The sequence below is a fragment of the Arsenophonus apicola genome, assembly GCF_020268605.1.
Classification (GTDB): Bacteria; Pseudomonadota; Gammaproteobacteria; order Enterobacterales; family Enterobacteriaceae; genus Arsenophonus; species Arsenophonus apicola.
Genome location: NZ_CP084222.1, coordinates 2399913 through 2423832 on the forward strand (window position 1 = coordinate 2399913; position 23920 = coordinate 2423832).

Here is a 23920-nt window from a genome sequence, read left to right on the forward strand (position 1 = left end):
AACATTGTCAGCTATTTTTTTTTTATTTGCCGATAACCACCCTGCTTATAAGCCCAATCAATATCAGCAAAATAGTTGCCTACTATCTGTACATTGTGAGTGACGTTACCAAACGCTTCTGCCAACGCGGTGATGCCTATGCCTAACCCTGCCAGTGGTACAGATAAGGCGCCAGTAAATGCAGCAACGGTAGTTGCCCCCAGCATGCCAGAACCGATTCCTATGCCAATTACGGCTAAATTAGTAATATCAACTCCTAACTGAGCACTAAAAACCGCCCGTTGCAGATCATTTTGCGCATTAGCTAACTCAATACTATCCAAAACAATACTGGCAATATTAAATACCCCCCCTAGAAAATAGCTACCATAAAACAATGGGCTCAATAATCCTTTCGTAGTTAGCTGTCCGGGGTAGGCAGCCAGTTGATATAAATTAACCAACCGCAATGTATCTTCTACTGTTCCATGCACTATTTGCGTCAAATTGAGATACGTATGTATATCCAGCGCCATACTAAGGGTTTCTGATAACTCATGATCCACCACCCCAAGCCTTTTTTATTGGCAAACCAGGGGATCAATTCTTTGATGAGAAAAGCCGCATTTAATCCATGTACACTATCTGCATCAGTGATATCACCTCGCAAAGCTAATGTCTTTCCGTTGTAATGATACACTTTCATAACCATTGCCAGATATTGATTATATTTATTAATAAAATCAATGATATGTTTATTATTTGTGACTAATTTCTTTATTTGATTAGTTTCATTATTAATAAACTGTAAATCATAACTGCCCAGTTGCGCTTTACTCTTAGTAAAACTAGCGAAAAACGGCACCCAGGTTTGTAGCGACAATTTATGATAATGATAAAACTGGCTTATAGTGGACTGAAATTGTTCAGCTAATTTAATGAAAGACAATAATTTATAAGATACAGAGTCTAACCCAGCAGGATCACCTAAGGCTACTTTTTCCATCTCTTTTTTCGTCAGGCTGTTGGCTGTTTTACCGGGCACATTCTCCATAAACCAATGATTATTATCATGATTAAAAAACAGCGTGGTTTTATTACCCGTTTCTGTTAATCGTTTTCTGCCCTCATCATTGACCATCAGCCTGGAAGAGTAGGCAGAGACAGAATAGGGTCGAATCGTTTTATCTAAAGCTTCAGCAAATTGTCTGACATAACTGGTTTGCTGCTGATCGTCAGCCAACGAACAACCAACCAGATTGATATGTTTCGGTGAAATAGTTATCTGCAAATCCGTCGCCAATTGTTTTAACTGCTGTGCCAGCGGTTTAGCTTCACGCCAGGCCAGGCTGACATGTTCTCCATCAAGGAGGCTATCTCGACCATGGCCAACTAACTGCCAGCGCTGCTGAGTTTGCTGCCGCAAATGCTCGATATTGCCATGCACCGTAAAACGATTTCCCTCACTATCCAGCTGCACTAAAACCGATATTTGCGGATGTTTTTTTAGTAATTGGCTCGCCGCTTCTCTTACTATCGAATCATTTTCCAGTTGTATAATTAATTGACCATCAAACCGGCTACTTTCACCTTCATGCTGAAAATTCACAGCTGGCCGTTGCCAACTTGACACCACACGAGCAGAGATCAATGTAGCATAATCCCAAATTGAACCATCCAGGCTAAGATTAATTGGCAGATGAATTGACTCAGCTTTGAGTTGATTTCCGGTAAAGTTAAATTTTATTAATTTATCTGGAATATGATCAGGCAAGGCAATAAGTTGGTTATTACTGGCATCAATCCTTATTAATGAATTGGGCAAATAATTGGTTAATATTTTTAATTTATTATTACTTACAATCAGGTTGGTTAAATTTGCCGGCAGGCTATCAGGTAAAAAGGTTAATTGGTTATTATCGACATTAAGCAATTGTAATTGAGCAGGCAAATTATCCGATAAGCGAATCAATTGATTGTAACTAATATCTAAACTGGCCAAAGTGGCTGGCAATTTATTTGCTAACTCTGCCAACCGGTTATGGCTTACATCCAATTGTATTAACCCTTTAGGCAGCGTATCTGGTAGAGAAGTTAACTGATTATTATAAGCATATAACATCTCGATGGTGGCTGGCAGATGAGCTGGCAACGACGTCAATTGGTTGCCGTTAATATTTAGTGATAACAGATTATCGGGGAGATAATCCGGTAAGCTGGTTAGATTTAAGTTTGATAGATCAAGGGATCGTTCTTGCGAACGAAGACAATCAACCACTCGATCAAATGGGTTTTTCTACCAACCATTTCCTTTGCCGGTGCTCGTACTAACCATTCTGACCATTCTAAAATTAATTCACCTTTAGAGCGGGATAACTCAGGTAATTGAGCTCCCTGTTTTATTTCAATATCAGTAACAGAAAGAGGGACATGACCCATAATGATCGGGTTATTGTCAATATCAAGAAAAAGTAGTTTATTAGGGAAGTGAGCGGGTAATTCTTTCAACTGATTACTGTTAACATTCAAATATTTTAATTTAGCCGGCAGATTAGGCGGCAAAACCGTTAGCTCATTATCACTAACATTAAGGTATCTTAGTTTGTCAGATAGATGATTAGATAAAGTGGTCAATCTGTTATGACTAACATCTAAGTATTTTAATTTATTAGACAAGCTTCCTGGCATTATTCCCAATTGATTATAACTGACATTAAGATGCCCTAACTGATTGGGTAGACTGTCAGGTAAAACAGTTAATTGATTATCACCAATATTGAGTTTTTTTAATCTATTAGATAAATTATCTGGCAGAGATTGTAGCAGATTATGACTAACATCCAAAGTAATTAAAATATCAGGCAGATGAGTTGGTAAAGAGGTCAATAAATTATTATGACCATCAAAATGTTTTAACATAATAGGCAATGTATTCGGCAAAGCGGTCAGGTTATTGACGCTAACATCAAGATAAATTAAGGAATTAGGCAGATTGCCCGGTAAAGCATTTAACTGATTATCTGCCGCATATAAATATTTTAGATTGGCGGGCAAGCTAGTCGGCAAAACCGATAGTTGATTGTTGTTGATTCTAAGTTCGGTAATGCTTGCAGGCAAATTATCCGGTAAACGGGTTAAATATAAACCAGATAAATCAAGTGACTGACTATTATTATCCTTAATGCAATCCATTATTCTTTCAAGCGCAACATCTCTACTATTAGCTTCGTCATGCGTAATATTTTTATCAGCAGCCCAATCAAGTAACTCCTCTTCTGAAATGTCTATACTATGCTCAACGCTATGCCATTGAGGGAATTGCAATGGATAACGAGTAGGTATTGAATCCAAGGGATTACCAGTAAAGTCACTGTACTCCAACTCTAAAGGCAGATGCTCAGGTAAGATGACTATCTGATTATTATGTACATCAAAAAAGACCAAATCTTCGGATAAATGGGCAGGTAAAGCCTGCAAATGATTATTATGCAGAATAAGCGTAATCAATTCATCGGGCAAATCAGGGGGAAATTCTGTTAATCGGTTATAACTGGCATCAAGGTATTCTACATCATCAAAAAAATGCGGTAATTCGGTTAATTGGTTATGATATAGCACAATATGCTCTAAGGAAGGAGGCATAATTGGAGGTAATTGAGTTAATTGATTATTATTAACAATCAATGTCACAAGGTCGCCAGGTAACCGATCGGGCAACAAAAAGAGTTGATTATGGCTAACAATAAGATATTGTATGCTATCCGATAAACTATTAGGCAAACTGGTAAGTTTATTATAGCAAGCTTCCAACGTGATTAGTGATGAGGGTAAAGCATCGGGTAATGTCGTTGATAGATTATGGCTAACAACTAATGTTTCTATCCCGTCTGGTAAACCCTCAGGTAGCACAGTTAATCTATTATGCTCAAGATAGAATTCGGTAAGCCCGGCCGGCAACTCACTGGATAATGAAGTTAATTGATTACCCGCCAGAGATAAAATTTGTAACAAGTCAGGTAATTTAATGGTTAGTGAAACTAACTGATTATAACTGGCATTAAGCGCGGTTATTGAATTTGGTAAATGGTCAGGCAATTTTGTTAGTTGATTTCGATTAGCATATAATATGAATAAATTAGCCGGCAAATCGACGGGTAAAGCAGTTAATTGATTATCACCAACATCCAATACTATTAAGCCTGCTGGTAATTTATCAGGTAAAAATTTTAATTGATTGCCGCAAAGTTTAAGAATTTTTAATTCACTGGGTAAATCTGATGGTAGCAAAGTCAGTAGAATGTCATTAGCGCGTAAGCTACGTAATTCATGCGGTAAAATTTCCGGCAGCTTTTTTAACTGATTATTACCAACATCAAGGTTAATTAAATTACTTGGCAACTCATCTGGCAGTTTCTGTAATTTATTATCTGCTACACTAAGCACTTTCAACATTTTTGGCAGTTGAGGGGGTAATGTGCTTAGCAGATTTTTATCGAGTTTAAGTTCTTGTAAGTGAGTTGGAAGTTTAGCGGGCAGCGCGGTTATCTGGTTATTGTTGACATAAAGAGAGCATAACTTGTTAGGAAGCATGCTTGGTAATGCCGTTAAATATGCCCCATTAACCTCTAATCTTTCTAGCCAATATGGCAACTGATTAGGCAATGCAGTCAATGGATTATCATTAGCTTTGAGTTCAAATATGTTACTTGGTAGCTTATCAGGCAAGCTCTCCAGATTGTTTTTATCCACATACAAAATGCTTAAAAATGTTGGTAAACTACTCGGTAATACGGTCAATTCATTATCATTAACATTTAATATTGATAATTTTGTGGGCAGTTGATCAGGCAGGCTACTTAATTCATTTTGGTTAGCATTTAATATGGTTAATTTTTTTGGTAGCTTATCTGGTAACCAAGTCAGCCTATTATGCTGAATATTTAATTCAAGTAATGTGTCAGGTAGATGTTCAGGCAAGCTGGTTAATTGATTGTTACCCGCATTCAAATTGGTTAATTGTTTTGGTAGATTATTGGGCAGCGTGGTTAACTGATTATCATTAATATTTAATTGTGTAATCCATTCCGGTAAATCAGGCAACGAAGTCAAAGACAAACCAGCTAAATTCAGCCATGAATTATCTTCGTTAATACAACTCAAAAGTCTATTTAGCGCAATGTCTCTCCGTTCCATTGGATCGATATCTGGTTCTGATGCCAAATCTCGCCATTCTGTTACTAACTCCAAAAGAGCAGGTGTTATATCCATAATTTTGCCATCCAAATGCACGTAAATTGTTAAAAACAACTTATTAATTTAGCAAAATTTAACAATTGAACTATTCAAGAATGTTAACTGCATCAAATATTGCATAAAATGATTGATAGAAAATGGCAAGTGTTGGCAAAAAATGGAATGAATAAAAAGCGAATTGTTGCTAGCCACAAGATTATTAATTTGTCACTGGCAGTTGCATTGCGCGCATAGAAGAGTGCATTAAAAAATTATCATATCATCACTCCGCTTGAGCAAGATAACTAATAATAAATAGCGGCTTGCTTGCCAGTGATTCAAGTTCTAATGCATCAGGATATTGTGCCAAGAGCCGCAGAAAAACTGATTGGCCAATAATACTGCGACCCAGTGGCGCTGCCGGTCTTAACAACAAAATAACGATTATCCGGAAAGACCACTAAGCAAAAGCGGCCCATAAAGGATCTGTCGGAATATCTGAGATCAAAAGTCCATTTTCTGTCGGCGTCAATGTGACGTTGGCGGGTTGCAAAAAACGATATTGCTGCTGTTCGTCATTATCATAAATCAATGCTTCCTGCCGATCTTCTGATAGACCTAAATAAACCAGATCATGATTAGCATCTAAACTACTTCCCGCTTGTACTATTCGACCGGCTTTACTATCATACCAACCTCTTATCGGATTTCCATCTCAATCCTGTAAACCCTGCAACATGATGTAATCAGCTGAATCTGGCATCCCATTAATCAGTTTATGCAAATCTAATATAACATTGTCATTATGCTTACGTAACCAATCCTGAGAAATCCCAATTAAGATATTTTTCCCCTGGTTATCCAATAAACTAAATATCCCATCTTCTCGCTGACAAAATAATTTATTATTAATGGGAAAAAGTGATCGAATATTACTCGCAACCAATTGCGCCTGGCTATTGGACAAACCATTATCTGGTTGAAAATAGAGAGCATGTGTTTGTGGATTATAAAAATAATAACCGGTTGACTCCCCTGTCGTGGTTGCCACAAGAATAAATTCTGACAGCGATGTTGACGAGTGCGCTTGGTTGGCAATCACCTCATCGCCATGGGGTAGCTCATCACTCTTTGATTGAGCGACTAAGTTTAAACGGATCATCTTGTTTGCATTCTTACCCTCAGTTATTAACCAATAATGCTGCTCTTGCCCGCCATTATAACCCGATAAATAGACTATTTTTGCCAGTTGGCTGGGAATAAAAGCGGCTGATGAAGCAAGCTTATCTAAGTGATGCATATCAAAGCTTGGAGAGGCACCAAATTGATTATGTTCAGATAACAACAACTCTGGTTTTTTATTTTGGCCAACAAAATCTACCAGCTGTTTGAGCCGATTTAACAGGTTTAACAGAGCTTTACTACCATTAATCGCAACCAAATTCAGCGCACTATCCTCAACGGTATAAACACAACGCATGCCATTTTGCTCAATCACAAACAGCAATTGACCATTTCCCTGAATCGTATAGCTACGAATAGCGGCATCATTTACCACAGGAAAACTAAATGGCAGATATTGCCGCAATAACTGCCCCGTACTAATTTCTACCTGCCAAATAGCGGTATCGCGATAAAACCAGGCTTTATCACCGTCAACTTTGGCTAACATCGCTTGACTGAGAAATTCCGCTGCATCTGGCCGATTGGTATAAATCATACGGCTACGGGCGGTTTCATAATAAGCTCTGCCGACATGTCCAACAGCATTATCTGGTTGATAGTGATCGATGATGACAAATGGAGTTGGATGATCCTGAATATTGGCTAACATTTTTAGATATTCATCCAGTGAATCACTATTATTGAAATGCATCGCATCCATATGAATGATATGCATTTGCTGACTATTTTCATCAAAGACGAAGGTTCCCTGTTTATTTATCACCGTAATCCGACTGGCATTTTTTGGTAACGTGACAATAACATTATCTATATAGAGATAGTTACCCTCTTCGCTAACCTGCATATTAGTGCCCAACTCAAGATAACGTGCATCCAATAGCCAACGCGTATTGGCATGATTTGATTGTAAGGTTATTGACACGCCTCTCGCTAAGCTAATCCGATATTCTCCTTCACCACCAATCAACTGATAACTAATATAATGCTGAAACTCGACCGGTAATGTAGGTAGCACCAAGTTCCGATCGCGATCGTCTAAAATCACTTTAATCGGGGTTGCCACATAATTGGGTATAATCCGATAGATTGCCCGTTCACCGGGAAAAGCATAAAAATCGAAATCAAACCGACCGTCTTCTTCCAGTTTTCTTAATAGAGCAAAACCTCTATCATCACGTGTGGTGACAAAAGGTAAGATCATATAGGCATAATCTAGGTAGGTAATCGGCGTACCTGGCAGGATCAGAACATCATCACCTGACTTAAAGTTGGATTGACTACTTTGATAGCCCAATCCCTGTCGAATATTGATCGCCTGGCTTTTATCTCGATTTACGCCTCGATTGGGCCAGAACAAGAAATAATTACTGTGGCCTGATCCGCTGGAATAAGTAGGATCATTACGATAAAGATATTGGCTATCATAAGTCAGTGTATTGTGTCGTAAGTCCAGTTCAGTAATGACGGCGCCTGGAATCGGCTGCATAATTGTGATAACCGCATCACTGTCAGTGATTTTTTTCGTTATCCGCCGATAGCCACCATCTTGATAAGCCAAATCGATATCGGCAAAATAGTTGCCGACTATCTGAACACTATGGGTTACCTTACCAAACGCTTCAGCCAACGCAGTGACGCCGATCCCTACCCCTGCTAATGGGACAGCTAACGCACCAGTAAAAGTAGCAACTGTGGTTGCCCCTAGCATGCTAGCCCCTATTCCTATGCCAACAACCACTAAATTAGTAATATCAACCCCTAACTGAGCACTAAAAACCACTCGTTGCAGATCATTTTGCGCATGCGCTAATTCAATACTATCCAAAACAATACTGGCAATATTAAAGACACCTGCTAAAACGTAGCTGCCATAAAACAACGGGCTAAATAATCCTTTTGTTGCCTGCTGCCCCTGGTAGGCAGCCATTTGATATAAATTAACCAACCTTAATGTATCTTCCACTGTCCCGTGCACTATTTGTGTCAAATTGAGATAAGTGTGTATATTCAGTGCCATACTGAGGGTTTCTGATAACTCATTATCCATCACACCAAGCCGATGTTTATTGGCAAACCAGGGGATCAATTCTTTGAGCAGGAAAGCGGCATTTAATCCATGCACACTATCAACATCTGTCATATTACCCCGCAAAACTAATGTTTTACCGTTGTAATAATAAACTTTAATAATCATTTCCAAATATTGATTAAATTTATTAATAAAATCAATAATATGTTTATTATTAGTAATTAATTTCTTCAATTGATGGGTCTCATTATGAATAAAATGTAAATCATAACTGCCCGGCTGCATTTTACTTTTGCTTAAACTAGTAAAAAGCGGTACCCACTTTTGTAGCGACAAGCGATGATAATGATAAAACTGACTCATAATCGACTGAAATTGTTCAGCCTGCTTAATGAAAGACATTAATTTATAAGAGATAGACTCCAGCCTGGCAGGAGCACCTAAGGTCGCGGGTTCAATCGCTGATTTTGCCAGGTTATTAACGGTTTTACCGGCCACCTTCTCTATATGCCAGTCATTTTTCTCATTATTAAAAAACAGCGTGGTTTTATTACCCGTTTCTATCAATCGTTTTCTGCCCTCATTATTGACCATCAGCTTAGACGAATAAGCAGAGACAGAATAGGGTCGAATCGTTTCATCTAAGGCTACAGCAAATTGTTTGACATAACTGATTTGCTGCTGATCGTCTGCCAACGAACAACCCACCAGATTGATATGTTTGGGCGAAATAGTTATCTGCAAATCTATCGCCAATTGTTTTAATTGCTGTGCCAGCGATTTAGCCTCACGCCAGGCCAGGCTGACATATTCTCCATCAGGCAGGCTACGGCCATGGCCAACTAACTGCCAGTGCTGCTTAGTTTGCTGCCGCAAATGCTCGATATTGCCATGCACCTTAAAACTATTTCCCTCACTATCCAGTTGCACTAAAACCGATATTTGCGGATGTTTTTTAAATAATTTACTCGCCGCCTCTCTCACTAGTAGATCATCTTCCAGTTGGATAATTAATTGGCCATCGAAACGACTGCTTTCACCTTCATGCTGAAAACTCACTGCTGGCAGTTGCCAATCTGATACCTTACGATCAAAGTTCAAGCTAGCATAATCCCGACTAGAATCAGTCAAGCGAAGGTTAATAGGCAGATATATCGACTCAGCACTGAGTTGATTTTTCGTAAAGTTAAATTTTATTAATTTATCAGGAATATGATCAGGCAAGGCTGTAAGTTGATTATTACTGACATCAATCCTGATTAATGAATTTGGCAAATAGTTAGTTAACGTTTTTAATTCATTATTACCCACGAACAGATGCGTTAAACTGGCCGGCAGGCTATCAGGTAAGAAGGTTAATTGGTTATTATTGGCATTCAGTAATAGTAAACCAGCTGGTAAATTATTCGGTAATCGAATCAATTGATTGTTACTAATATCTATACCGAGCAACGTGGTTGGCAAATTATTGCCTAACGCCATTAACTGGTTATGGTTAACATCCAATAGTATTAACCTTTCAGGTAGGTTAACAGGCAGAGAAGTTAACTGATTATTAGAAGCATAAAGCTTTTGGATAGTGGATGGGAGTTCCGCCGGTAACACTGCAAGTTGGTTATCGTTAACATTTAATGATATCAGATTGTAAGGTACATGAGCGGGAAGGCTAGTAAGATTTAAGTTGGATAAATCAAGTGATCGTTCTTGCAAACAAAGACAATCAATCATTCGATGAACGGCAATTTCTCTAGCATTGGCTTCCTTTGTGGGGGCTTGATCTAACCATTTGAACCATTCTGGAATTAATTCATATATAGGCCTGAATAACTTAGATAATTGTGCAGTCTGCTTGCTTTCAATAGCCGCAATGGAAATAGCGGCATGATCACTAGTGAGCGGATTGTTATCAATATCAAGAAAAAGTAGTTTATTAGGGAAGTGAGCGGGTAATTCTTTCAACTGATTACTGTTAACATTCAAATATTTTAATTTAGCCGGCAGATTAGGCGGCAAAACCGTTAGCTCATTATCACTAACATTAAGGTATCTTAGTTTGTCAGATAGATGATTAGATAAAGTGGTTAATCTGTTATGACTAACATCTAAGTATTTTAATTTATTAGACAAGCTTCCTGGCATTATTCCCAATTGATTATAACTGACATTAAGATGCCCTAATTGATTAGGCAGACTGTCAGGTAAGGCTGTTAATTGATTATCACTAATATCGAGTTTCTTTAATTTATTTGATAAATTATTTGGCAGGGATATCAGTTGATTATGACTAACATCCAAGGTAATTAAAATATTGGGTAGATTAGTTGGCAAATAGGTCAATAAATTATTATGACCATCTAAATGTTGTAACATAATAGGCAACGTATTCGGCAAAGCCGTCAGTTTATTGCCACTAACATCAAGATAAATTAAGGAATTAGGCAGATTGCCCGGTAAAGCATTTAACTGATTATCTGCCGCATATAAATATTTTAGATTCGCTGGCAAGCTAGTCGGCAAAACCGACAGTTGATTGTTGTTGATTCTAAGTTCGGTAATGCTTGCAGGCAAATGAGCCGGTAAACGGGTTAAATGTAAACCGGATAAATCAAGTGACTTACTATTATTATCATTAATGCAAGCGTTTATTCTTTTTACTGCAATATTTCTGCCGTGATATTCATCAGCACTAATATATTTATCATGTGCCCAATGAAGTAACTCCTCCTCTGAAATATCTATACTATGCTCGTCGTCACGCGATTGTTGGAGTTGCAATGGAAAACGAGTAGGTATTGAGTCCAATGGGTTACCACTAAAGTCACTGTACTGCAACAGTAAAGGCAGATGGTCAGGTAAGCTAGTGATCTGATTATTATGTACATCAAAAAAATCAGATCTTGGAATAAATGAGCAGGTAAAGCTGGTAACTGATTATTATGCAGAATAAGAGTCACCACATCAGTAGGCAAATGTGCAGGAAACTCAGTTAACCGGTTATAACTTGCATCAAGATAGGATAAATTTTCAAAAAAATGCGGCAATTCAGTTAATTGATTATTATGTACCACGATCTGCTGTAAAAAAACAGGCATAACTTCCGGCAATTGAGTTAATTCATTATTATTAACAATCAGAATGTTAAGGTTAAAAGGTAATGGATCAGGCAGCAAATTGAGTTGGTTATGGTGAGCAACAAGATATTGTAAGCTTGGCGGTAAATGAGCAGGCAAGCTTACAAATTTGTTATAGCTGGCATCCAAAATTTCTAGTGATGTGGGTATATGATCAGGAAATACCCTTAATTGATTGTGGCTAACATCTAATTCAGTGATGCCATCTGGCAAGTCCTCGGGTAACGCCTTTAGTTGATTGCGCTTAACATCTAATTGGGTGAGCCCGCGCGGCAAATTCCTGCCTAGCCAAGTTAATTGATTGCCGGCAATCAATAAGCGGTTTAATGCAGCAGACAATTTATCAGGTAGTGAAACTAGTTCATTATAACTCGCATCAATTTCTACTAAAGAATCTGGTAAATGGTCAGGCAATTTTTTTAGCTGATTTCGACTAACATTTAACAGTTTTAATTCATCCGGTAAAGCGCCTTGAATGGCCGTTAATTGGTTATCACCAATATCTAATACTGTTAACCAAGGTGGTAGTTGATCGGGTATATTTTTTAACTGATTACCATAAACTTTAACAATATTTAAATCTCGTGGTAAAAATGGTAGCGAGGCCAGTTGATTATCATTAGCGAGTAAGGTAAGTAAGTTGTTTGGTAAAATTTTAGGCAGTGCTTTTAATTGGTTATGACTAACATCCAGCACAATTAAATCTACGGGCAAGACTTGCGGTAAGCTTGTTAATTTATTAGATGCTACATTCAGCATTCTTAATAGTGCTGGCAGTTGATTGGGTAATACGCTTAACTGATTGATATCGATTGTCAGTGCTTGTAACTTAGGCGGAAGTTTAGTGGGCAGCGCGGTTATTTGATTGTTGCTGACACTTAGATGGTATAACTCGTCAGGCAAAGTATTTGGTAATGCGGTCAAAAATGCGTTATTAACCATTAATTTTTCTAGCTTAAATGGTAATTTATTAGGTAAAGCAGTCAATGGATTGTCGCTGGCATCAAGATAAAATAGGTTATTTGGTAGATTATCAGACAAACTTTCGAGGTTATTTTTATTAACAGACAAAATGGTTAATGATAGGGGTAAATTATGAGGTATAGTCGTCAATTGGTTATCACTAACATCTAATACTGATAATCCGTCAGGCAGATGCTCAGGCAAACTACTTAATCGATTATGATCAGCATTTAACATAGATAAGTTTTTTGGCAGATTATCAGGTAGCCTAGTTAACTTATTATGATCAACCCTTATTTCTATTAATGTTTCAGGTAGATGCTCAGGCAAGCTAGTTAATTGATTTTTACCTGCATCCAAATGAGTTAATGTTTTGGGCAAATTAGCGGCCAGTGTGGTTAACTGATTATTATGAATATCTAATGTTATTAACCATTCTGGTAAGGTAGGCAACGAAGTTAAAGACAAGTGGGATAAATCAAGATGTGGATCTTTTTTAATGATACAGTCAAAAACTCTGTTTAATGCAGTCTCTCTCTGTTCCGATGGATCAATATTTGGTTCTGATGCCCAATCACGCCATTGAGCGATTAGACTCCATAAAGCAGGTGATAGATCCATTATGCACCATCCTAAGATAAGTAAATTGTTAAAAATGACTTATTAATTTAGCAAAATTTAACAATTGAGCTATTCAAGAATGTTAACTGCATCAAATATTACATAAATGATTGCTAGAAAATAGTAAGCGTTAGCAAACATCTGGATGAACAAATAGAGAATTGTTGCCAGCCGCAAGATTGTTAATTTGCCACTGGCAGTTGCATTGCGTTAATAAAAGGGGGCGAGGGAAAAATTTATCAAATCATCATCACTCTGCTTGATCGAGATAGCTAATAATAAATAGCGGCTTGCTTGCCAGTGATTCAAGTTCTGGTGCATCAGGATATTGAGCCAACAGCGGCAGAAAAACGGACTGGCCAATAATACTGCGACTCGGTGGCGCTGCGGGTCTCAATCCCCATACATTATGGTAGATTATCGGTACAGGACGCCCCTGCCAATTTGAGTTACCAACATACAACATAATATGACCTTGTATATAGATTAATGTTTTAAATGGCTGGCCATATTTCATCAAATAAGCAATCCGTTCATTGGTTGAATAATCGCTCAGGTCAATTCGCTTACCAATTAACGATTGGGGTAGTGAATTTCTTGGCAGAAAAATACCAAAAGGCAACATAAGATTTCTCACTTCCGCCGAACAGTCATTAAAACCATAAAGACTTCCCCAGCCATAATCCTTGCCTTGCATATATTGGATGATATGTGCCATATTTTCGGCGGTCGGTAAGATAGGTACCTGACGCACTTGTTGTTCAAACTGTGGTGCATAACGAATAACAGCATAACCATTGCCATCCGATACTGGTAATACAATCTTTGCTTTACCTTTAATCAATTTTAATGGCAATAATGTGCCCGTACGGGCGGTAAATCTAAAAATGCCCTGTTCATCAGTAAAACTGGCATTATCATTAATAACCGCAGCCAGCTTTTTGTTCGCCATGGCTGTCCACTGCTGGATAAAATGATTATTTGCTTTAGCAATATGTGAGCTATCCACCCATCCCATGACCGTTGATGAAATAATGAAACTCCAAGATTTATCTGCTGTTACTGCCGCAATGTAAACCGGTTCAGCTGGATGAAGGGCTGAGTTTTGCAGCATATCGAAAGGATAACCTTGACCGGCTTCACGCGGATCTTCAAAAGCAGGATAAGCCGTTGGTAGGAATCTTACCGCGGTTTCACGCAAAGTGATCCCTCGGTCAGCAACAGTAAAATGCTCAGCTATCGGCACGGATACCCGATATTGCATTTTTGCTTTCCAGTTAGCATCTAGTAAGCGAAAATTTTCGCCATAGTGACTCACATTAGGCGCAGTAAACTTTTCTGCAAAATGGGATAAATTTCTTTTCGCATTTTTTACATCCGATACATCCTGTGCATCCTGTAAAACTGACTGAATGTAATTACCATTCCAGGGTGATTGTTCCCCAAAATAGCGCGCTAACAGGTTATCGAACGCCTCTTTTTGTTGTATTTCAGTTAAAAATGGTTGTCGGTAACCCGGTTCATGAGGCGGGATCCAGCGAGCGCTATTTTGGGGATAATTAGCAATTGGAAAAAGTTTTTTGGTTTGATCAATAAAGATAATATCTTGCTTATTACTAAATGATGGCGATGTAGGCGGTGTTTTATTACCACAACCAATCAGTAATAACAGAATGCTAAAGCTAATAATCTTTTTCATTAATGCCAGCTCCTCGAGATTTACTACTTTTTACTATATCCATGTCATGCTAACTTATTTAAATTTTAATATTAAGCTTAATTAAAATGACTGTTTAAATTATATTACACTATTTATTATAAATAATGAAAACAAATAAATCGTAAATTTAAAATATTTAGTCGGTTACTGATAATGAACAATTTATCGTATTTATGGTTAATCGATTAAAAAAGATAGTTTTTATATTTATTATCCATTTTTAATGCATTAAAATGGACAATTTCATTAACTATAAAAATAGTAAAATCATTTTATTTTTAATACCCATATTATTGATAATGATAAAAATAACCATTTATCTATTTTTTTATAATTGAATATTGAACATGGAAATAACTTATTAATTTCATACTAAATTATTGTCATATTAAAACAGGTTTTAATTCTATTATTTGCTATTTTGAAGTTTGATATAATAGGTAAAATAAAAAACAATAGATAAAATAGTAGCTGAAAATTGTCTAGCAATATCTTTCACCAGCAATATTTACAATTATATCACCAATTATATTTAATAAAAAAATAAATATAATTACACATAATGTTAACAAATGATTTAAATTAATTTGGTTATTATTTACAAGAATATCCAGCGTAAGTAAATAAAATACTATATTAACAATAGGACATTAATATGACTCTTTACATGAAAAATAAATTCTTAATATTATCAATCATTTTTATACTACCACGCTTCTTTTCAGCCACAACTACTGCGTCATTAGAGGAAGAAAAAAATATCATTGCACTGGCAGCATGGTTGATACAAATAATATAGATCAAAGCGAATGGGATAGGTTTTTCTCTTATAATACGAGTGATTCAAAAAGAAGCAATAATAAAAGCAAACAAGGAATACCAAGAAATTACCAACATAAAATCAGATAGTACCATTATCAACGTTGATAGCTGTAAAATTTCACACTAAATTAAAATAAAAAAATGAACTGTTAATATCCTCCATGCCAACAAGGACAAGGAGGTATTTGTATTTTGAGGCTAATTAACTGAATTATGCTTTTTAAGCGCAAATCCTAGCCAATATTTTATCGTCCTTTTTTTTCTCTATCAGGCTCTAATAACATAACAACCGTTTCAAAAGGCGATAATGTCACTAATGTTGATTTATTAATCTTAGTCGGTTTTTTACTGCCATTTTTACTAATATAATTTAGGCTAACTTGATAACTTTGTGGCGCGCCAGCCGGTAATTCTAAATCATGCTGTAAATCCAAATAATATTCTTGGAGTTTATCCGATGGGTTTCTTAAACTGATAATCGATTTATTATTACTCCAGGCAGCCCAACCATAGATCGCTAATTTGGTCGGATCACTACCTATCCAATGGCTGTCAAATAAAATAGCTTGATTTTCACGGGCCCAATTTGCTGCAGTAGCTAATACATGCCAATTATTATCGCTCAACAGCTCAGGCGTAATATACAATTCTTGTAACTGAGTGCCGGTAGCAAAATAACTCCAAACCTGATCAGCAAAGTCCTGCTCAGACTGTCGATTAAGATATTTGGCTTGTTTAGCATAAATAATACCATGCAACATTAAAGAATTAAGAGGAAATAATGGGCCTTTCATCACAATTGAACGATAGGTTTCAGCATCGCGATAAGTCAGCCATTGTTGTACTTTAGGACCGGGGCCATAATAGTTGACATCATCACCACCACGCCAAATCGAATCAGCGTAAAAAAGCCAGGATGGTGTCGCTTGGGTGCCAGTGGTCAAGTTAACATAAAGATTATTATTGGCTTTTCGCATATCACTAATCATATGGATTGCCGCAGCAAAATCACTAGTAAATGGGCTACCTGGAATCACCTTATCTGCGTTGCCGGTACCATCCAATTTAAACATAGTAATATTTTGTTGTTTTATTAACGCTAAAATACGTTTATGAAAATTGGCATAATAATTAGCACCGGATAAAGCCAATTTACCATCCATTATTTCATAACCAAATTCAGCTGCATGTGAAACGCGAATATCGCGTGGTTTATTATATCCGCCCCAAGGTGATAACCAAATGCCTAAGGCCGCATGATATTTTTCGGCCGCTAATTTTAATTTCTTAAACTCATTAGGAAAATTGCTACTGAATCCCCAGTTACCTTTTAAATTATCCCATCCATCATCAAATAAATAACCATTTAATTTAATACCGCGTTTATTAACCAACGCTTCGCCATACTGTTCAATACGTAGTAATGCTTGCTTTTCGGTATAAGGATTAAAAAAACCAATATCAAGCCAGGAATTATAGTGCAAATACGGATTATAAGGACGAGCACGAACAACATTTAAAAACTGATTAACATGACGACGCAATTGGCCACTTTTATAAGTGCCAATATAAGTTTTATAACTGAGGGTATGAGCGGGTTGTAAAGGAATGGCCTGCCCTATTTTTTGCGTTACACCGCCTTCATAAGCCGTGGTATTGGTTAACGGATTTTCTGGAATAATAAAAAATGAATCACTAATAATTGGAGAACTAACAACTGAACCATAAACAAAAGGCGCTTGGGTTTTAAAAGGCATTAATGAAACCATACTCATGTTTAAGGGTTTATTTTCAGCAGTGATGCGGATTTCGTAACGAGCAAAATTTGCTTGATCATATAAAGCAAGTATCGTTGTTACTTTAATATTATTCCTAATATAATTTATTGTGATGGTATTTTTATCTTGCTTAATATTTTGCAAGTTAAAATCCTTTTCAGTTAATTTTTTTGCTGAATTAAAACTAATCTCAAATAAATTATCGGCTTTAATGACATCATTATTTTTGTTATTTTTAAACCAAACTAATATATCTTTAGTCTTATCGGATAACAGAATATTGATATTTTTACCCGTTAATTGATACTCTTTTGCTTGTAAAGATTTTACTAAACATAATGATATAAATAGACTTAATATAATGACCCTCGATGCTCTCATGCAATAAACTCCTATTGACTACTTAATTATGTTATTTTGCAAAAATCAAGTCCAAAAGCATGTAACACGCGTTATTACAGCAAAAACTTTATCAAGAAATTGTGAACAGGTTGGCAGTTGCTGGTTTATTTAACTCAAGATAATCTGCTAAAGCAATATTTTGCGATGCAAAAACAGATAAAAAGCAATTTTTTCAATAAAAAATTCTGTTATTAAAATATTTAACAATTTATTAAAATTTTCTATCGCTTACTCTTTTAATTTAACACATTCAATTTCAGTATAAATTTTTGCTATTTATTTATAATTAATTCACGCTATTTTTAGCAAAATCTTTTACACTAAATATTGATTACTAAATTTTATTTAGCTTCCTTTTTTCTATCACTTGCAATAGTTGAAATATTATCTTATTACAATATTTCATATAAAAGTATTTTAATTTAACTAGATATTTATATGCTTTAATTCCTGAACGAAAAATTATCCAATATTGTATTAATATCCAATAAAATAAATTTTTATATCAATCAACGTCAATTTAATTTCTGCTTAAGTCAAATGTAGTGAATGCCTTTATCACTTATCACTAGTCATAAATCTTCTTTGCCTCATAACAAACAAATTTGACCCAAAAAATAAAAAGGCTATTATATATGTCTTGCTTGCTGTTATTATTAGCCCTATTATCGATTACTATAAAAATTTGCAACCATGGATAAATTTACCCGTCCTAAACTAACGCTGCCTAATGGCGCTAATAAATTATTACTGCACTCTTGTTGTGCTCCCTGTTCAGGTGAAGTGATGGAAGCACTAAGTGCTTCAGGTATTGATTATACTATTTTTTTCTATAATCCAAATATTCATCCACAACGAGAATACGAGATCCGCAAAAACGAAAATATTCGTTTCGCTGAGCAGCATAATGTGCCGTTTATTGATGCTGATTATGATAGTGATAACTGGTTTACCCGTGCTAAAGGAATGGAACAAGAACCTGAGCGCGGAATTCGTTGCACTATGTGTTTTGATATGCGATTTGAGCGTACCGCGCTCTACGCTGCTGAACATGGTTTTAGCATTATCTCCAGTTCATTAGGCATTTCTCGCTGGAAGAATATGCAACAAATCAATGATTGTGGTAAGCGTGCTGCCAGCCATTACGATGGCCTTACTTACTGGGACTATAACTGGCGTAAGCAAGGCGGCTCAGCCAGAATGGTTGAAATTAGTAAGCGCGAACAATTTTATCAACAAGAATATTGCGGTTGTATCTATTCTCTGCGAGATACCAATAAACATCGGCGCTCACAAGGACGCGAAATTATTCGCATTGGGGTTAAATATTACACTGCCGACAAATAATAGATCGAACAAAAATAACAATGCCTGGCTAAAGCCAGGCATTGTTTATGCAATCTAATAGGCTATTTACCAGGCCGTAATGCTGGAAACAGAATAACATCACGAATTGTATGGCTATCCGTTAATAACATGATCATCCGATCAATACCGATACCTAAACCGGCCGTTGGTGGCAATCCATGCTCCAGTGCGGTGATATAATCCTCATCATAAAACATGGCTTCATCATCACCTTCATCTTTCTGTCGAACCTGCTGTGCAAAGCGCTCGGCTTGATCTTCTGCATCATTAAGCTCAGAAAAACCATTACCAATTTCACGACCACCAATGAAGAATTCAAATCGATCGGTAATAAATGGATTATTATCATTACGACGAGCTAAGGGAGACACTTCTGCCGGATATTCCGTAATAAATGTCGGTTGGATCAAATGGCTTTCTGCCACTGCCTCAAAAATTTCACATTGTAGACGACCTAATCCCCAGCCTTTTTCTGGCTCAATATTTAGTGATTTTGCGATCGCTGTCGCTTTAGTCATATCATCCAAATCAGCCAGCACCGTTTCCGCACGATATTTGACTATCGCTTCTTTCATGGTCATTTTGCTAAAAGGCTGCCCGAAATCAAATAGATGCTCACCATATTTTACCTGAGATGTACCTAATACTTCTTGAGTTACCGTTCGGAATAATTCTTCGGTTAATACAATAAGATCTTTATAATCAGCATAAGCCATATAAAGTTCCATCATGGTAAACTCTGGATTATGCCGCGGCGAAATACCTTCATTGCGAAAATTACGATTAATTTCAAAAACTCGCTCAAATCCACCAACAACTAAACGTTTCAAATAAAGTTCTGGCGCAATACGCAGATACATATCAATATCTAACGCATTATGATGAGTAATAAATGGACGAGCTGCTGCGCCACCCGGTATAACCTGCATCATGGGTGTTTCAACTTCCATGAAATCTTTACTAACCATAAAGTTACGTAAAGCAGATAGCACACGTGAACGCGTAATAAAAGTCTGCCGTGATCGATCATTAGCAATAAGATCAAGATAACGTTGGCGATAACGCGTTTCCTGATCTGCCAGCCCATGGAATTTATCTGGTAAAGGACGCAATGCTTTGGTTAATAAATAAACTTCATAACCATGAATGGTTAATTCGCCGGTTTTGGTCTTGAATAATTTACCTTTAACACCGAGAATATCGCCCAGATCCCATTTCTTAAATTGTTCGTTATAGATCCTTTCAGGTAAATCATCACGAGAAATATAAATCTGAATGCGCCCCCCCATATCTTGTAAGGTAGCAAAAGAGGCTTTACCCATGATACGGCGTGTAATCATTCGTCCGGCAACAGAGACATCAATATTCAGTGCTGTAAGCTGCTCCGCATCCTGATCCGCATACTTACCATGTAAATCGCTAGATAAATACTCCCGGCGAAAATCATTAGGAAAAGCAATGCCATTATTACGCAATCCCGCCAGTTTTTCTCGACGAGTTTTTAATTCATTATTTAAATCAAGGGCCTGATCAGTACCCTGTTGTTGTTGAGACATCTTTTTTCCTCATAAGCCAGCTTTCAAGCTGGCTTCAATGAATTTGTCCAGATCACCATCCAGTACCGCTTGGGTATTGCGATTTTCAACACCTGTACGTAGATCTTTAATTCGAGAATCATCCAGCACATAAGAACGAATTTGGCTACCCCAGCCAATATCAGATTTATTTTCTTCTAATGCTTGTTTATCGGCATTTTTCTTTTGCATCTCAAGCTCATATAATTTTGCTTTTAGTTGCTTAAAAGCCTGATCTTTATTCTTATGCTGTGAACGGTCATTCTGACATTGAGTAACAATGCCAGTTGGAATATGAGTTATACGTACCGCTGACTCTGTTTTATTAACATGTTGACCACCAGCCCCTGATGCTCGATAAACATCAATACGCAAATCCGCCGGATTAATTTCAATATCAATATCATCATCCACTTCAGGATAAATAAAGGCTGAGCTAAAAGAAGTATGGCGGCGACCGCCTGAATCAAAAGGACTTTTACGCACTAATCGATGAACACCCGTTTCAGTACGTAACCACCCATACGCATACTCACCAATAATTTTTATCGTGGCAGATTTTAAACCAGCCACATCGCCATCTGACGCTTCAATAATCTCAGTTTTAAAACCTTTTGACTCAGCCCAACGCAGATACATACGCATTAACATGCTAGCCCAGTCTTGTGCCTCCGTTCCTCCCGAGCCTGCCTGTAAATCAAGATAACAGTTAGCACTGTCATACTGCCCTGAAAACATACGGCGAAATTCCAATTGCCCCAGTTTTCCTTCCAATTGCGCTAACTCTGCTACCGCCTCATGAAAAGTTTCTTCGTCATCAGCTTCGATTGCTAGATCGAGCAAACCAGATACATCATCTAAACCTTGTATTAACGCGTCGATGGTTTCTACTATGGCTTCAAGAGAAGAACGTTCCTTACCCAATGCTTGGGCTCGCTCAGGTTCGTTCCATACATCAGGCTGTTCAAGTTCTGCGTTTACTTCTTCCAAACGCTCTTTCTTGGCATCATAGTCAAAGATACCCCCTCAAGATCTTCGTCCGCTCAGACAGATCCTGAATTTGATTTTTTATTGGATTAATTTCAAACATACCCTTGTATCTTATTTATGTAATTTTCATTAAAAAGTCATAAAAATATAAACCGCCTATTGTAGCGGATCTGATTGCGGGATTATAGTTTTTCAGTCAATATGCTTCATGATAACCCCTTTTAGCAACCAAATGACCGCTTTTAATCAGTAAATGCCACGATAAGAAAGTGCTTTAAATCTAACTATTAGCAAATTAGTAGCAGAAATATATTGATTATAATAAGGAAAATCATAGCCATACCCTACCACTTTCAGTGAAAAATAATGGTCAGATTAGGCTAAAGACTATTCGCAAGGCCATAAATGTTGAATAAGTAACTGGATGTTACGATTACCACGATACTCATTGACATCAAGTTTATAAGCCAATTCGACCATTTTAATACTATTGTCAGGCCAATAAGCAGTATCAATATTAAAGGCAATACCATCTATCATCGGGCCACCAGTCAGAGGTTCTAGCATCACTTTTAAATGACTATCACCCACAAGACGTTGTTGCAGTAACCTAAATTTGCCATCAAAGATAGGCTCAGGAAAAGCCTGTCCCCATGGCCCGCCATTTCTAATTTGTTCAGCAATATCCAGCGACAACTCTTCATTATTTAGCTCACCATCACTCCAAATAACCCCTTCAAGCATATCGTTATCTAGCAGTTCTGCCATCAGATTAGAAAAGTTCTCTTGAAACTGAGTAAACTTCTGCTCCTCCAGAGTTAATCCTGCCGCCATGGCATGGCCGCCAAACTTTAAAATTAATCCTGGATTAAGTGTATCTAAGCGCTCAAGTGCATCTCGTAAATGTAAACCATTGATGGAACGCCCTGAACCCTTTAAAATCCCTTCGCCTGCTGGCGCGAAGGCGATAACCGGACGATGAAAACGTTCTTTGATGCGAGAAGCCAATATTCCTACTACTCCCTGATGCCATTCGGGATGATAGAGTGCTAGACCATTAGGTATTTGATGACGTTTTTTTTCTATTTGTGAAAAAATATGCCAAGCCTCTTGCTGCATATCTTGTTCAATTTCGCGGCGGGTACGATTTAAGCTATCTAATTCATTAGCCAATTTCCTAGCGTGCACGATATCGTCAGTCAATAGCAGCTCCACGCCGATTGACATATCATCTAATCTTCCAGCAGCATTGAGCCGTGGTCCAATGGAGAAACCTAAATCATTAGCAACCAGACGACTAACATCACGTTTGGAAACTTCAATCAAAGCTTTGATCCCGACACAGCTGCGGCCCGCCCGAATACGATTTAAACCTTGATAAACTAAAATACGATTATTACTATCCAAGGGAACAACATCCGCCACCGTCCCTAATGCCACCAAATCTAGTAATTCAGCCAGATTAGGCATCTTACGTGACTGTTGCTCAAACCAACCGGTCTGGCGCAACGCTGCACGTAATGCTGACATCAAATAAAAACTGACACCAACCCCGGCTAATGCTTTTGATGGAAAGTGACAATCAGCTAAATTAGGATTAATAATTGCTTCTGCACAAGGCAGTTTTTCTCCTGGCAAATGGTGGTCGGTAATGATCACTTTTATACCGTGTCGATGAGCAACAGCAACGCCTTCATGGGAGGATATGCCATTATCAACGGTAATAATAAGTTGCGCTTTTCTTTTAATAACTTCATTAACAACCTGCGGGCTAAGCCCATATCCATCTTCAAATCGGTTAGGCACCAAATAATCAAAATGACGATATCCCATCGCGCTCAGCGCTCGCAGTGTCAATGCGGTACTCGTTGCACCATCGGCATCGAAATCACCGACCACAATAATCCGCCAATGTTCATGTAGGGCAGTGATTAATAGTTGAACCGCAGTTTCAATCCCATTCAGTGATTGGTAATTAAGTAATCCTTTAGCTCCTGTTTCTAACTCATTTTCTGACAACACACCTCTCATAGCATACAAACGGCGTAATAGCGGAGATAAATGAGCTGGAAGGTGGCTATCATCTGCTTTTGGTCGGCGACGAAGCTGTATTTTCATATTTATTG

At 37.3% G+C, this 23920-nt stretch carries 13 protein-coding genes; 1 reads left to right on the plus strand and 12 read right to left on the minus strand.

Going from position 1 to position 23920, the window contains the following annotated elements:
• Positions 1-11 precede the first annotated feature (11 nt).
• From LDL57_RS17805 to LDL57_RS11480, 9 genes are all read right to left on the minus strand, one after another.
• Positions 12-515, minus strand: coding sequence for a TcdA/TcdB pore-forming domain-containing protein (locus LDL57_RS17805; protein ID WP_180558783.1), 504 nt, complete (start codon positions 513-515; stop codon positions 12-14).
• A complete protein-coding gene (locus tag LDL57_RS17810; protein ID WP_180558782.1) occupies positions 482-2257 on the minus strand; it encodes a C80 family cysteine peptidase in 1776 nt (591 codons plus the stop codon). Before LDL57_RS17810 ends, LDL57_RS17805 begins: the two co-directional genes overlap by 34 nt.
• On the minus strand, positions 2206-5247 hold the full coding sequence (locus LDL57_RS11455; protein ID WP_225505647.1) for a leucine-rich repeat domain-containing protein: 3042 nt from the start codon (positions 5245-5247) through the stop codon (positions 2206-2208). The genes LDL57_RS17810 and LDL57_RS11455 overlap by 52 nt, the downstream gene beginning before the upstream one ends.
• Before the next feature lie 247 nt (positions 5248-5494).
• The gene (locus tag LDL57_RS11460; RefSeq protein WP_180558780.1) at positions 5495-5647 is read right to left on the minus strand and encodes a hypothetical protein; all 153 of its coding nucleotides are present in this window, start codon (positions 5645-5647) and stop codon (positions 5495-5497) included.
• 24 nt (positions 5648-5671) lie between these two features.
• Entirely contained in the window at positions 5672-5803 is a 132-nt protein-coding gene (locus tag LDL57_RS17815) for a hypothetical protein (protein ID WP_255653867.1), read from the minus strand.
• 123 nt (positions 5804-5926) lie between these two features.
• Entirely contained in the window at positions 5927-11227 is a 5301-nt protein-coding gene (locus LDL57_RS11465; RefSeq protein ID WP_225505648.1) for a TcdA/TcdB pore-forming domain-containing protein, read from the minus strand.
• On the minus strand, positions 11161-13140 hold the full coding sequence (locus tag LDL57_RS11470; protein ID WP_225505649.1) for a hypothetical protein: 1980 nt from the start codon (positions 13138-13140) through the stop codon (positions 11161-11163). Before LDL57_RS11470 ends, LDL57_RS11465 begins: the two co-directional genes overlap by 67 nt.
• A gap of 250 nt (positions 13141-13390) precedes the next feature.
• Positions 13391-14839 (minus strand): SH3 domain-containing protein, encoded by a 1449-nt coding sequence (locus LDL57_RS11475; protein ID WP_180558778.1) that lies wholly within the window; start codon positions 14837-14839, stop codon positions 13391-13393.
• 1088 nt (positions 14840-15927) lie between these two features.
• Positions 15928-17841: an enterotoxin gene (locus tag LDL57_RS11480; RefSeq protein ID WP_180558777.1), complete on the minus strand. Its 1914-nt coding sequence runs from the start codon at positions 17839-17841 to the stop codon at positions 15928-15930.
• A 714-nt stretch (positions 17842-18555) separates the two neighbouring features.
• Between LDL57_RS11480 and LDL57_RS11485 the strand changes: the two genes are divergently transcribed.
• Positions 18556-19209 carry an epoxyqueuosine reductase QueH gene (locus LDL57_RS11485; RefSeq protein WP_180558776.1) on the plus strand — a complete coding sequence of 218 codons (654 nt, stop codon included), beginning with the start codon at positions 18556-18558 and terminating at the stop codon, positions 19207-19209.
• A gap of 62 nt (positions 19210-19271) precedes the next feature.
• Here LDL57_RS11485 and lysS read toward each other — a convergent pair whose 3' ends face one another.
• The 3 genes from lysS to recJ form a co-directional block, all read right to left on the minus strand.
• Entirely contained in the window at positions 19272-20786 is a 1515-nt protein-coding gene (gene lysS, locus LDL57_RS11490; RefSeq protein ID WP_225505651.1) for a lysine--tRNA ligase, read from the minus strand.
• A 9-nt stretch (positions 20787-20795) separates the two neighbouring features.
• A protein-coding gene (gene prfB / locus LDL57_RS11495) for a peptide chain release factor 2 (protein WP_180558774.1) occupies positions 20796-21894 on the minus strand; the annotation gives its coding sequence in 2 pieces (ribosomal slippage) (positions 20796-21818 and positions 21820-21894; 1098 coding nt in all).
• Between the two features lie 287 nt (positions 21895-22181).
• Positions 22182-23918, minus strand: a complete 1737-nt coding sequence (gene recJ / locus LDL57_RS11500; RefSeq protein WP_180558842.1) for a single-stranded-DNA-specific exonuclease RecJ — start codon at positions 23916-23918, stop codon at positions 22182-22184.
• Positions 23919-23920 lie beyond the last annotated feature (2 nt).